The following is a 14,809-nucleotide window of genomic DNA, read 5'->3' on the forward strand; positions in this document are numbered from 1 at the left end:
TAATTTTCCCCAAAAGTAACTAATTAAGACTAGTTTTTAACACAAATAACAGCATACAAAAAGAGAACCTGGAGGTTCTCTTTTTGGATCCTTTTTCATTTCCCACATACCTGAAATGACCGAATCAAATTAGGATAGAAGATTATTTTTCATCTTCCTTTTTGCGACGTCCAAGTGCTGCAACCCCTGCAACCCCTGCAACTGCTCCAAGAAGAGCTGAAGCTACAGATCCTGTTTCACCAGTATTTGGAAGTTGTTCAAGAGCTGGAGCTGGTTGAGCTGGTTGCTCAGAAACTGGGTTCACTGGTGTATTAGGTGTTGGATCTACCGGTGTGTTTGGTGTTGGATCCATTGGTTTATTAGGTGTTGGATCTACCGGTGTATTTGGTGTTGGAGTTGGTGGCACTGGAGTGTTTGGTGTTGGAGTTGGTGGCACTGGAGTGTTTGGTGTTGGAACGTTTGGAGTCTTCACAAGTTTGTAAACATAAGTAACGTTCTTATCACCTTCGATGACTTTACCAGTTGTTGGGTCAGTTGTTGTCAAGTGACCTTCACCGTCAACTTTACCTACTGGGTAGTTACCTTGTGGTACCAATTCATAGACTTTACCATCTGCAGTTGTGATTGTCTTAGGACGGTTATCCACAACTGTATCGTAGTCTTTACCTACTGGTTGGTCTTTTTCATCCACTACTGAAGTCTTGATAGTGTTACCATTTTCATCTACATAGTGAACGTATACATTACCCTTAGGTTGTACAGGTTCTTCGACAAGTTTGTAGATGTAAGTAACGTCTTTACGTCCTTCAACCACTTTACCAGTTGTTGAGTCTGTTGATTCAAGGTGACCTTGAGTATCTACTTTACCAACTGTGTAGTTTCCGACTGGTACGATTTCGTAAGTTTTACCTTCGAATTTAATGTACTGTGGACGGTTATCTTCAACAGTGTTGTAGTCTTTACCTACTGGTTGGTCTAACTCATCTGTTACTGATTGTTTAATAGTGTTACCTTCAGTATCTTTGTAGTGTACGTATACGCTACCCTTAGGTTGAGTTGGTTCTTCCTTCACTTCTTTGTAAACGTAAGTGATGATTGAACGTGGTTTATCAACTTTACCTTTAATTGGATCAGATGATTCCAAGTGTCCATCGCCATCAACTTTACCTACTGGGTAGTCACCTTTCGGTACGATCTTGTATGTCTTACCGTCTGGAGTCTTGATAGTATTAGGTTTTTCACCTTCCTCAGTTGTGTTATATGGTGTGTCATATGGTGAGTTTGGTGTGTCTTGACGAGGTTTTTGAATTTCTTTACCATTTTCGTCTACGTAAGTGATGATTACGTCACCTTCTTTAGGTTTCGTTGGATCTTCCTTAAGTTTGTAAACGTAAGTGACATTCTTATCACCTTCGATCACTTTACCAGTTGTAGCATCATCACCTGTCCAGTGACCTTGTTCGTCGACTTGACCTACTGGGTAGTTACCAGCTGGTACCAATTCGTATGTCTTACCTTGGAATTCGATTTCTTTTGGACGGTTGTCTACTACTGTATCGTAGTCTTTATCAACTGGTTGATCTTTTTCGTCAGTGACATCGTCTTTAATCTTGTTACCATTAACGTCAACATAGTGTACGTAAACATTACCCTTAGGTTGTTTCAATTGGTAGACATATGTTACGTTCTTATCTTTTTCAGCAACTTTACCAGTTGTAGCATCATCACCTGTCCAGTGACCTTGTTCGTCGACTTGACCTACTGGGTAGTTACCGGCTGGTACTAATTCGTATGTCTTACCTTGGAACTCGATTGTTTGTGGACGGTTGTCCACTACTGTATCGTAGTCTTTACCAATTGGTTGTTCTTTTTCGTCAGTGACAGATGCCTTGATCGTGTTACCTTCAGTATCTACATAGTGAACGTATACGTTACTTACTTCTTGGTAAACATACGTAATGGTTGACTTAGGTTTATCAACTTTACCTTTAATTGGATCAGATGATTCTAAGTGTCCATCTTCGTCAACTTTACCTACTGGGTAGTCACCTTTCGGTACGATCTTATAAGTCTTACCGTCTGGAGTCTTGATAGTATTAGGTTTTTCACCTTCCTCAGTTGTGTTATATGGTGTGTCATATGGTGAGTTTGGTGTATCTTGACGAGGATCTTTAATCACTTTACCTTTTGTATCTACATAAGTGATGATTACTTCACCTTGTTTAGGTGTTTCACTTTCAGAATTTGATGAAGAGTTAGATGCTGATTGTGATACAGATGTAGAAAGTGATGTTGAAGCCGATGTGCTCAATGATGCTGATTGGCTTGCTGATACTGATGCTGACTCAGACGCTGATGTGCTCAATGATGCTGATACTGATTCAGATGCAGATGCTGATTCAGATGCTGATACTGAAGCCGATGTGCTCAATGACGCTGATTGGCTCGCAGATACTGATGCTGATTCAGACGCTGATGTGCTCAATGACGCTGATTGGCTCGCTGAAGTTGATGCTGATGCTGAAGCCGATGTGCTCAATGACGCTGATTGGCTTGCTGATACGCTTGCTGATTCAGACGCTGATGTGCTCAATGATGCTGATTGGCTTGCTGATACACTTGCTGATTCAGACGCTGATGTGCTCAATGACGCTGATTGGCTTGCTGATACGCTTGCTGACTCAGATGCTGATGCGCTCAATGATGCTGACGCTGACTCAGATGCTGAAACAGATTCAGACGTTGATGTTGAAGCTGATTCTGATGCTGACTCAGACGCTGATGTTGATTCAGAAACTGATTGGCTTGTTGAAGCTGATTGTGATTCTGAAATAGATTGCGATGCAGATTCAGATGCAGAAGCTGATTCGCTCAATGATGCTGATTGGCTCGCAGATACTGATGCTGATTCAGACGCCGATGTGCTCAATGATGCTGATTGGCTCGCAGATACTGATGCTGACTCAGATGCCGATGCGCTCAATGACGCTGATTGGCTTGCTGAGGTAGATGCTGATGCTGAAGCCGATGTGCTCAATGATGCTGATTGGCTCGCAGATACTGATGCTGACTCAGATGCCGATGTGCTCAATGATGCTGATTGGCTTGCTGAGGTAGATGCTGATGCTGAAGCCGATGTGCTCAATGATGCTGATTGACTTGCTGATACGCTTGCTGATGCTGAAGCCGATGCGCTCAATGATGCTGATTGACTTGCTGATACGCTTGCTGATGCTGAAGCCGATGTGCTCAATGACGCTGATTGACTAGCTGATACAGAAGCTGATTCTTGCGCTGACGTACTCAATGACGATGATTGACTCGCAGACACACTTGCTGATTCAACAGCTGATTGGCTCAATGATGTAGAAGCTGATTCAGACAATGATGTAGAAGCTTGTTCTGATACAGACCGTGAGTTAGATACAACTTCTGATTCTGATTGTGAAGCTGATGTTGTATCAGATGCTGAATTTGAACCTGAATCTGATTGTGATTCCACTTTCAACTTATAGATATAAGTAACATTCTTCTCACCTGAAGCCACTTTACCAGTCGTATCATCATCACCTGTCCAGTGACCTTGGCTGTCAACTTGACCTACTGGGTAATTACCAGCTTCTACAAGTTCGTAAGTTTTACCTTCAAATTTAATTTCTTTAGGACGATTATCTACTACAGTATCATAATCCTTCTCAAGTGGTTGATCTTGTTCATCGATAACAGATCCCATGATCGTATTACCATTAACATCTTTATAATGAACAAAGACACTTCCAACTTCTTCATAAACGTAAGTAATGGTTGATTTTGGTTTGTCAACTTTACCAGTAATAGGATCTGAAGATTTCAAATGACCATTTTCATCAACATCTCCTACTGGGTAATCACCTTTAGGAACAATTTTATATGTCTTACCATCAGTTGTCTTGATGATATTTGGTTTTTCACCTTTTTCAGTTGTATCATATGGTGTGTCATATGGTGATTTAGGTGTATCTTGACGAGATTTTTGGATTTCGTTACCTTTCGTATCTACATAAGTGATAACAACTTCACCTTCTTTTGGTGTTTCTTTCACTTTATAGATATAGGTAACATTTTTATCTTCTTTAGCTACTGTTCCAATAACATCATCTGTACCTTTAACTGTAGAAAGATCAGATTTAACTAGATTACTTTCATCACCAACCTTACCAACAGTATAATCTCCTGCTTGAACACGTTCATAGGTCTTACCATTGTACTCAATTGTGTCTGGGCGATTATCTACTACTGTGTCATATGCTTTGTTGATAGGTTGTTTATCTTCATCTGTTACTGAAGGTTTGATTTCGTTACCTTCAGTATCTCTATAGTGAACGTAAACACTTCCTTTTTCGTCTGACTTAACAAAGTAATAGTTCACATCAGTTGAAGGTTTAACTGCAGATGGGACCGAGTAGTTATTTGAGAATGAAGTGAAACCTTTCAATTCTTTGTAAGAAACTTTACCTGTGGAATCTGTTACTTTGTCCTTCGCAACAATATCAGCATTCCGTCCAGCAATCAAGTTCCATTTATTATTTCCTTTACCAGCTGGTGTTAATGATACATCTGGTGCACCAGTAAACGGTTTATCAAATCCTTCAGTAACCTTAGTTTCATCGTGTGTGAGGTAAACTTTTTCTGTAGTAGACTGCCAACCAGTAATTACTAGGGAGTTGCTACCTGCAGTTTCGACAACATCAATATAATAGTCACCATTTTTGCTGTTTACACGAGTAGTTTTTGATCCCGTTGAGTTCCATGTATCACCAGCTTTATTTACAGATGATGTGTAAATAAGTGTGTATTTAGATACATCTTCTGTACCAACATCACTTGCACTGAAGTTGCTTACTTGTGATGGATCAAGAGCATATAATTTCGTTACTGTTGAACCATTGGTATCTACAACTTCTGAAATACGTTTCACGTAGTAGTGGTTTGCTCCACCTTGAAGTTCAACCAATTTTTGACCAACAACTCCCTTACCAAGGATACCTGATGTTTTTTGAGTTGTGTCTGTTGTTGCTGGAACTTGTTCATACCCCTCAATATTACGGTTTCCTGAAGCTGTGAATTGTTGACCTGCAAGACCTGTTTGCGTATAGCTTGCAAGGACTGTTTCATTTCCAGTTGGTGTATAAGTTTGTCCTTTTGTGTACTTGCTGCTATCAACAACTTTATAGTAAGTAGTTTGATCAGCTTTCGCATAAGGAACAGAAGTTTGAACGTTTGGTTTATCTTCATTTTCGTTACCTGGGTAGTTGGTATCACGAATTTGAAGTGTTTCATACTCAAGGTTATCGTTTACCAATGAGAAGGTTACGTTACCTGGATCAGTTCCGTTAGCACCTGTATAAGTCAAAGTATTTGTTACATCAGAGTTATTGTTTGTGATGTAGTTTGGAAGAGAGATATTGCTTTCACCAGCATGAATAGTACGTGTATAAGCTTCTGAACCATCCGATTTCTTCACAATACGTAAGTAAACATCTGGGTTAGCTGAAAGGCTACCAGTGATGGCAGAACGGTCTACTGAAAGAGTAGCATAGTAATCAAAGTTGGTTTTAGCACCAGTAGTATGGTTTGTTTTAAGGAATTGCCATACACCAAAAGTGAAGCGATCAGCGTTTGGATCCAAAGCATAACCAGATTTATTGAAGGCTGCATCTTCAATCGTTGCACCATTTGCATTTGTAATAACTGGTGTAGTATCTACACTACCAGTAGTGCTTGTTGAGATTGGAGCCAACTGAGCTGAAATTGCTGGAGCACCGTTTACTGTTGTGTTTCCAGTAAATCCTGCTGCAGTCAAGGTTGCCATCATGTCATCTACTGACTTGCTCAAACGTTCGCGTTGGTCTGCGTATGATTGAGCTGAAGCATTAGCGTTGATCAAGCTGTTGCTTGCTGTCAATTCTGTTTGAACTTTAGCGATGGCAGCATCAAGTGCTGCTTTCTTTTCTGGAGCTGAAACAGTTGCTGAGTAGTCTCCTGCAATCTTGTTCAACAATGCTGCTTCTGAAGTGTTTTGTTCCAAAACAACTTTATCTTCAGCTTTCGCTACTGTTGTAGTGCTTTCTACACTTGCTTCAGAGCCAGCTGCTACAGTTGATTCGCTTGAAGCTGCTGAAAGTTCTGCTGAACCTTGTTCGCTCAATGAAGCTGAGTGAGATACAGATACGCTTGTAGAGGTTGAAGCACTTGCAGATGCAGAAGCGCTAGCTGATTCTGTTGTTGACTCAGTTGTTGATTCTGTAGTTGATTCAGATTGAGATTCAGTTGTTGAAGTTGTACCAAGTACAGTACTTCCTTGCTCTACAAGAGCTTCACTTGAAAGCTCAGATGCAGTCGCAACATCTGATCCAGTTTCATCAGCTTTAGCAGTATTCGCTACTGTAGCTGCACCAAAAACAGCCCCAGCTGCTACGATCCCTTTGAGCAAGCCACGGCTTGTCATTTCTTTCACTGATACTGCGTCTTCACGCACTTCAGCTACAACAGTCTCTTCGACTTGACCACGAATGACTTTCAAAAGACCAAAGTTAGAAGTCGCAGCACGCAACCAGTTTTTACCTGATTTGATCAATTTGAAACGAGTCACACGATCTGTTTCACGGAATTCACCGTTCGAACGTTTAAAAAACATTTCTGTCTCCTTATTACTTTTTTTATTTCCCTAACATTATAGACTAATCTGTCGATTTTTGGAAGCAATTATCCTTAATTATTGCTATTTTTTTATAATTTTTGTTTTAGATAGTAATAAAATCGTTTTCAGTAGGATCAATTTGTCAAACCGGGGCAATTTTTTGAAAAATCCTATAATACTTTTACTTTAGAGGTAAAACAAAAAGCCCCATTTAATAGGGACTTTTCTGATAATTATCTGATTTTTTCCAACATGTTTTCAATGTGTTGGATGGATTTTTTGCGTCCAAGCAAGTAGATGGTATCTGGCAATTCAGGACCATGCATTTCACCTGAAACGGCGATACGGATTGGCATAAAGAGATTCTTCCCTTTGATCCCAGTTTCTTTTTGAACCGCTTTGATTTGTGGGAAAATATTTTCTGCCACAAACTCATCGTCTGACATGGCTTCCAATTTCGCTTTGAAGGCTTCAAGTACAGTCGGCACGGTTTCACCAGCCATGACTTCTTTCTCAGCTTCTGTCAATTCTGGGAAGTCTGAGAAGAAGAGGTCTGTCAATGGAACAATTTCGTCCACTGACTTCATTTGTGGTTTGTAAAGTTCCACCAATTTCTCAGCCTTGTCTGTCAAACGTCCTGCCTCTTCGAGGAATGGTTTGGCCATTTCAAAGATAGTCGCAAGATCTGCATTCTTGATATATTCATTGCTCATCCAGTCCATTTTCTTTTGGTCGAAGGCCGCTGGAGACTTGCTGAGGCGGTTTTCATCAAAGAGCTGGATAAGTTCTTCGCGAGAGAAGATTTCGTCTTCCCCACCAGGGTTCCAACCAAGAAGAGCGATGAAGTTAAAGACTGCTTCTGGAAGGTAGCCCTTCTTACGGTAATCTTCGATAAATTGAAGGGTATTCGTATCACGTTTAGACAATTTCTTACCAGTTTCAGAATTGATGATAAGTGTCATGTGACCGAATTCTGGTGCTTCCCAACCAAGGGCTTCATAGACCATGAGCTGTTTTGGGGTGTTAGCAATGTGGTCGTCTCCACGGATAACGTGAGAGATTTGCATGTCGTGGTCATCGATGACAACAGCAAAGTTGTAAGTTGGGTAGCCATCTTTCTTCTGGATGACCCAGTCACCACCGATATTGCCACCTTCAAACTCGATATCGCCTTTGACCATATCATGCCACTTGTAGATACCAGACTCATTCACTGCCAAACGAACTGTTGGAATCACACCCGCTGCTTCACGTTCTGCGATATAAGCTGCTTTTTCTTCTTCGCTCATGCCAAGGTATTCGTTGATGTAGCGAGGTGTTTCACCTGCAGTTTCTTGGCGTTCACGTTCAGCCGCTAACTCTTCTTCAGTGACGTAAGATTTGTAGGCTTTTCCTTCGGCCAAGAGTTGGTCAATGTATTTTTGATAGAGTTCCAAACGTTCAGACTGGCGGTAGTTTTCATGCGTCTCTGGGCTTTCATCCCAGTCCATGCCCAACCAACGAAGGTTTTCAAGCTGTGAACGTTCGCCGTCTTCGACGTGACGTTTGCGGTCTGTATCCTCGATACGGATGATAAAGGTTCCACCATGGTGACGCGCATACAAGTAGTTAAACAATGCTGTACGAGCATTTCCGATGTGTAGTAGCCCTGTTGGACTTGGTGCATAACGCACACGAATATCTTTTGCCATATTTCTCTCCTCTTATCTTGTTCGCTATTTCTAGCTCATTTTTCAATCGTTCCTATTATACCACAAAGAAAGCAGGACTGAAATGAATAAGTGACCTTTCTAGCCTTTCTTGCTATATATATGAAAAAAGCCAGAACAAATGCTCTGACTGATATCCAATCTATTGGTATCTTATTAAACGAACACGGGCTGCGGATTGTGTCAAAAAACGCAAGCTGAATAGCAATTAATTCAAGACACAGTAGCTGATTGGATTCTTCTGTCGCTTTCTAAGCTCAGAAGAATACCTAATCAGCCTTGTGGGGGTAGGACGACGAAGCGTTTATAAATGATATCGCTTCTGTCCTACTCCCTATTTTGACTGTATCCGCTACGCCCTTTGTATCTTATTTTAACCGTTCTTCCAATTCAAAGTCGATTGGTAGGGTTTGTAAAAAGTGCTCCAACTCACGTTCCCAGTAGAACCATTCGTGCTTACCTGGGCTGTGGGTATAGGTGACATCCAAACCTAACTTTTCTAGTTCCTTGACTTCAAAATTATTGGCCTCATAAAGGAAATCCTGCTCCCCACACCAGATCCAGAGTTTGGTCTTCTTATCTGAAAACTTCTTGGCAGCAGTCTCTAGCGAGTAGGGACTGGTCGTCCAATCCTCAATCTCTCCAAAGATCCCCTTCCAAAAAGCTGGTTGTTCCAAGTCATTGTTTTCAAAGTCCCGATCGTGGAAACTCAGAGCACCGGAAAAACTAGCCGCATGGGAGAAACGATTTGTCTTGAGAGCCAAGAGCATTGATCCATAGCCGCCCATGGATAGGCCAGCAATAAAGGTCTTCTCCCGTTTCTTGGTCATATTAGGGAAGAAGCGAGAAAGAGTCGCTGGCAATTCCTCCGCAATGGCCGTGTAGTAGTTGTAGCCATACTGGGTATCTGTGTAAAAGCCATTATTGGTATTAGGCAGGACCACGATCAGATTGGTATTTCGCAAAATGCGCTCCACATTAGTCCGCTTCAACCAAGAGTGGTGGTTGCCATTCATCCCGTGCAAGAGATAAAGGACCGGAATATCCGTATCCGCTGGATCTTCCACGCGCGATGCATCGGGATAAAGGACGGACACGCCCCACTCCATCTTCAAGGCTTCTGAATAATACTCAATCTGCATAACTGCCATTTGATTTCCTCTTTCTACTGTTAAAAACACTCGGCAAGCCTTCGGCCGCCAAGCGTTTCCATTTCTTCTATTATTTTACTTCCATCACGACTGGTAGGATGGCTGGACGGCGTTTGGTTTGTTCAAATAAGAACTTAGACAAGTTGTCGCGTACCAAACCTTTTAACTCACCCCAGTCAAAGCTGTCTTGCGCCAAATAGTCTTCAACGCTTTGGTTGACCAATTCGCAACTTTCACGAAGAATATCCCGACTCTTCTTGACATAGACAAAACCACGGGTGTGCACGCGCGCTTTGGAAATAATCTTCTTCTCTTTGCGATTCACGGTGAGCGCCACGATAAAGATCCCGTCTTCTGACAAGACCTTGCGGTCACGAAGGACGATATTGCCCACATCACCAATGGCATTCCCATCGATCATGACATCTCCAGCTGAGACGCTACCGGCAGGGACGAAGTCCCCCTTTTCGTACTCCATCACAGTGCCGCGTTTTGGAATAAAGATATTTTCAGGCAAGATACCGACTTCCATCGCTACTCGTGCATGGGCATCCAATTCGCGGTATTCCCCTTGGATCGGGAAGAGGTATTTAGGACGAAGAAGGTTGATCATCAACTGCAAGTCCCGTGCGTTTCCGTGACCAGACACGCGCAAGCTTGACGTGATCAATTTGACAATGCCACCTGCTTGGTAGATCATGTTTTCCACACGAGCCACCACAGCTTCTTTAGCAATAGATGGTGTTGTGACAACGTAGACCAAGTCCCCATCTTTGATTTCCACATAACGGTGACGGCCAATAGACATCTTGCGCAAACCGTTGATCGGCTCACCCATCCGGCCTGTTTCCAAAATGATCAATTCATGATCTTCAAAACGGCTCATTTCTTTTGGCTTGATCAAGAGTTTTTCGTTGGCAAGAGACAATTTGTTCAAGCGAATAGCTGTGCGGACGATGTTTTCCACATCAAACCCTGTCAAGACCACTCGACGGCCAGTCTCAGCCGCAGCATCAAAGACCTGCTGGATCCGAGAAAGGTTGCTGGCTACCGCAGCTACGATGACACGACCATCCCAGTCTGCAATCGTATCTAAGATGGCATCGCCTACTTCTTGCTCACTGGCAACTTGAATATTACTATCCGCATTGGCCGAATCACTCAAGAGGGCAAGCACGCCTTCGCGTCCAATCTCAGCTAGACGAGCAAAGTCTGTCGCGTATGACTCGCTGGCAGTTTGGTCAAATTTAAAGTCTCCTGTGTAGACGATATTGCCCTCAGGAGTGCCAATCACAATCCCGATACTTTCAGGGATGGAGTGGGTTGTTTGAAAGAAAGACACGACGGCATCGCCAAAATCAATCTCAGAATTTTGATCAATAACATGGAAGTCGTTGAATTTCTTCACACTGTCATTGCTTTTCACAAAGAGTTTAGCCAACTCAATGGTCAATTCTGTCCCGAATACAGGGACTTTCGCTTCCGCCAAAAGATAAGGCAAGGCCCCAATGGCATCCGCATGACCGTGGGTCAAGAAAACACCCGCAATGCGGTCCTTGTTTTCAAATAGATAATCCATGTTGGGGATAACGACATCCACCCCAAGTTGCTCATTTTCTGGATACTTCAAACCTGCATCCAAGACAAAAATCGAATCGTTCACTTCGGCAACGTAGAGATTTTTCCCATTTTCTCGAACACCGCCAAGAGTGACTAATTTAATACTACTCACTGTTGTCTCCTTTAGTGTGATTATTTTAATACTTACGGTCCTTGGTTGCCCAAGTCGAATTACAGCTTTGCAAATACTTGCATATCCACTCTATTATACAATTTTTTTCTCTTTTTTTCAAAAAGCTTTCCACAGCAAAAAAGTCCTCTCATCTGAAGTAGATGAGAGGGCTTCTAGGCGCCTATTTTTAGGGGGAAAAGACCCTAAAGATGGTAATCTCCCCGTTTATTTTCAATGATCCGCATAGCTGCCTTGATCACATGAAACTTGCCTAACAATTCCTCTAGGCGCTTACTATTTCGCTCGCTCAATTGGCCGTTCTTGACCGCTTGGGACAGGCGATAAAAGTCATCCAAGTCCTCCCCAATGTTTTCAAACAGCTCTTTGGCTTCCTTGAGTCGGTAGCGATTGACTAGGTGGTTCACATCTTTTTTGAAGGAAGCGACATTGTTTTCGTGAATGTTCGTATAAGCTTCCTCTTCATCCTTAGATTCTTGGTAATTAACCGCCTTAAAACAGGTGATAAACTCCCGACTTTTGATATTGCAGACAAAGATGACGCCATCACTGGCTACATAGGCTTCTGTGTTGGCGGGTTGAACCACATTACTATCATAAGGAGAGAGGGAGGAGAGGTGTTGGTTGATCCACTTATTCAAGTGCTGATCATCTACGCCAAAGCGCTCAAAAGCTCTTTGCCGAAAATGGTCACGACAACTATATTCTTGCGCATACGACAATCCCATACTCTCACCTCCTCCTGAGTATTTTATAAAAATGGCCTCCAGTCTTACGGGACTAGAGGCCTGGTCTGCTTCACTGACTTGGTGCAATTAACCTTTTGGCTAACAAAACAATGTTTATGATGTTGATTTCATTTAATAGTATTTGTGTAAAATACCAGAGGTTTTCTTTGCTATCCCAAATCCAAATGATTAGTTTTCGACTGGACGCATTGAAGTTTGAAAACCTTTATAAAAAGCTTCTACCTACTATTTCCACGTTTTCTTATGTCTCCGGACAAACTAAGCAGGCTTGCCCGACCGTCCAACCGATCCGACACACACGACATAACTGCTCTTTTACGATAAGAGCATGAACAGCTATCAGCAAAACAGGCCTAAAACGAAGTAACCTAAATTTCAACTCGATAAGGCATTGGTATCAATCCCTTCTTCATCTTTCTAACTATATTATACTCACCTACCTGAGTAATTGCAAGCGATTTCAGCTGAAACTAGTTCCTATTTTTATGTGGTTTTCTTCTGATCTCTTTCTAAGCTTTTTTGTTGTATAAGGCAGTCATTGAAGGGACGACGTATATTTATAAACAGTAACTTGTGTTTTAGAAAGAGAAAAAGCTAGAGAACAAGCTCTCTAGCTTAGCATGTAGACAAGGCACAGTAGCTGATTGAACTCTTCTCTCGCTTGATCAGTTCGGAAGAATCCTAATCAGACTTGTGGGGGTAAGCGCCATAAACGATATCGCTTCTGTCCTACTCCCTATTTTCACTTTGCATTTTACGGGCTTTGTATCTTATTCTTTCTCAAATAATTGATAGTAGTCTGCGATGGCCATTTGGGCTTTTTCTTCTTGATTGAGATCTTGGACGATATGTCCATCTTTCATCACAATCAAGCGATTGCCATATTTCAAAGCATCTTCCATATGGTGGGTAATCATAAGGGCAGTGAGAGCATCTTGTTTCACAAACTCATCGGTCAAGGTCATCAGAGCCTGGCTGGTTTTCGGATCCAAGGCTGCAGTGTGTTCATCTAATAGCAAAAGTTCTGGACGTTTTAGTGTCGCCATCAACAAGCTCAAAGCCTGACGTTGCCCCCCTGATAGAAACTCAACTGCTGTATCGATATGATTTTCCAAGCCATTGCCGATCTTAGCAAGAACTGTTTGAAACTCTTCTTTATAGCTTGCCAAGTGACGCGGAATCAAACCACGTTTTTCTCCACGAAACTTCGCTACCAAGAGATTTTCTGCCACTGTCATGCGAGGCGCTGTTCCCATTTTAGGATCTTGAAAGACACGAGATAGGTACTTGGCTCTCTTCTCAGGAGAGTAGTTGGTCACATCTTCCCCTAGAATATAGATCTTCCCGCTACTAACTGGAAGTGTCCCAGCAATGGTATTAAAGAGGGTTGATTTTCCAGCTCCATTGCCCCCTAAAATCGTGATAAAATCATGCTCTCGAATTTCCAAGGAGACATCATCCAGAATGACTTTTTCTTCATTCATCCCATTGCTTACAGCTTTGGTTACATTTTTTAATTCTACAATTGCTGTCATTTACTGAGTTTCGCTCCTTTCATGATTTTTCCCTTAAAGGTTGGAATCATCAGGCAGATAGCCAAGATCAAGGCACTGAAGATTCGGATATAGCTGGTATTGATGCCAAGTGCAATCACGGCCCAAATCAAAAATTGGTAGGCGATTGAACCGATTGCAATACTGAGCAAGCGCTCTGTCAAGGTGACATTTGAAAAGAGAACCTCTCCAATAATGAGGCTGGCAAGCCCGATAACAATGACACCAATCCCACGTGAAGCATCCGCATAGCCTTCTTGCTGGGCCATCAGTGCACCAGAAAGAGCAATAATCCCATTTGAAATGACCAAGCCCATCAATTCCATCCTGTCGGTGTTGATCCCAAAGCTCTTGGCCATATCTGGATTGTCTCCTGTCGCAATATAGGCTTGACCCAAGCGTGTATCTAAGAAGAAGATCAAACCAAGGATCACAAGCGTTACGAAAATTAAACCAATCAGGATCTCATTGAACCCACTGGCAAAAGGAAGAAATTCCTGAATTTTTTTATAGCCCAGAAGTCCCAAATTAGCCCGCTGCATGACAAAGAGAATGACCGAGTTACAAGATGTCATCACGAGGATCCCTGACAAGAGTGTGGGGATTCTTCCTTTTGTGTAGAGAAGACCCGTCACAAGTCCCGCCAAGCACCCTGCTCCAATAGCAGCCAGCGTCGCAAGGAGTGGATTGACCCCTTTGGTAATCAAGGTTACCGCCACCGCTCCTCCAAGCGGGAAGGACCCTTCTGTCGTCATATCTGGAAAATCTAGAATTCGGAACGTCATAAAGATTCCTAACCCTAAAATGGCCCAAATCAAACCTTGTGAAACAATTGAATTAATCATAGTTTCTCCCTTCGATAATAGTAGTTTAATTGTATCATAAATATGGAAGAGAACCTATAGGAAATTCACAATATTTCTTGGATCACCAGCTTTTTAAAAATAAAACGGAACCCTCCTGATTATATGGAGCAGGAGGGTTCTATAAGCTTTTATAATTATGCAAAAAAGAAACCTGTGTTTGTTTCACAAGTCTGGTCTTACTAGGGTAACTGACGACAATAAGGGTGTGAAGTACTACCACTCCAAACCCTACTGTATCCCAATTCAAAGTGGATTCATTCCCCTTGTTGCCGGCAGTTTGAAAGATCAAATTGCTTTACTAGTATACTGTTTTCTCTACTTCAAGTCAATGGAATTTTACTGAAACTAGTAA

General features: G+C 42.2%; 7 protein-coding genes. All 7 read right to left on the reverse strand.

Annotation, left to right across the window (positions count from 1 at the left end; translation table 11 throughout):
* Nucleotides 1-142 precede the first annotated feature (142 nt).
* The 7 genes from TZ97_RS11055 to TZ97_RS07875 all read right to left on the reverse strand — a co-directional run bounded on the left by TZ97_RS11055 (nucleotide 143) and on the right by TZ97_RS07875 (nucleotide 14,436).
* Nucleotides 143-6,676 carry an accessory Sec-dependent serine-rich glycoprotein adhesin gene (locus TZ97_RS11055; protein ID WP_080934916.1) on the reverse strand — a complete coding sequence of 2,178 codons (6,534 nt, stop codon included), beginning with the start codon at nucleotides 6,674-6,676 and terminating at the stop codon, nucleotides 143-145.
* A 236-nt stretch (nucleotides 6,677-6,912) separates the two neighbouring features.
* On the reverse strand, nucleotides 6,913-8,370 hold the full coding sequence (gltX, locus tag TZ97_RS07850; protein ID WP_045759959.1) for a glutamate--tRNA ligase: 1,458 nt from the start codon (nucleotides 8,368-8,370) through the stop codon (nucleotides 6,913-6,915).
* A 386-nt stretch (nucleotides 8,371-8,756) separates the two neighbouring features.
* Entirely contained in the window at nucleotides 8,757-9,539 is a 783-nt protein-coding gene (locus TZ97_RS07855) for an alpha/beta hydrolase (protein ID WP_045759960.1), read from the reverse strand.
* Nucleotides 9,540-9,609: 70 nt separating this feature from the next.
* Nucleotides 9,610-11,271 (reverse strand): ribonuclease J, encoded by a 1,662-nt coding sequence (locus TZ97_RS07860; RefSeq protein ID WP_003008950.1) that lies wholly within the window; start codon nucleotides 11,269-11,271, stop codon nucleotides 9,610-9,612.
* 203 nt (nucleotides 11,272-11,474) lie between these two features.
* Entirely contained in the window at nucleotides 11,475-12,017 is a 543-nt protein-coding gene (locus TZ97_RS07865) for a hypothetical protein (RefSeq protein ID WP_045759961.1), read from the reverse strand.
* Between the two features lie 791 nt (nucleotides 12,018-12,808).
* Nucleotides 12,809-13,573, reverse strand: coding sequence for an ABC transporter ATP-binding protein (locus tag TZ97_RS07870; RefSeq protein ID WP_045759962.1), 765 nt, complete (start codon nucleotides 13,571-13,573; stop codon nucleotides 12,809-12,811).
* Entirely contained in the window at nucleotides 13,570-14,436 is an 867-nt protein-coding gene (locus TZ97_RS07875) for an ABC transporter permease (RefSeq protein WP_045759963.1), read from the reverse strand. Before TZ97_RS07875 ends, TZ97_RS07870 begins: the two co-directional genes overlap by 4 nt.
* Nucleotides 14,437-14,809 lie beyond the last annotated feature (373 nt).

Origin of the sequence: Streptococcus parasanguinis, from assembly GCF_000963275.1 — a bacterium.
Taxonomy (GTDB): domain Bacteria; phylum Bacillota; class Bacilli; order Lactobacillales; family Streptococcaceae; genus Streptococcus; species Streptococcus parasanguinis_B.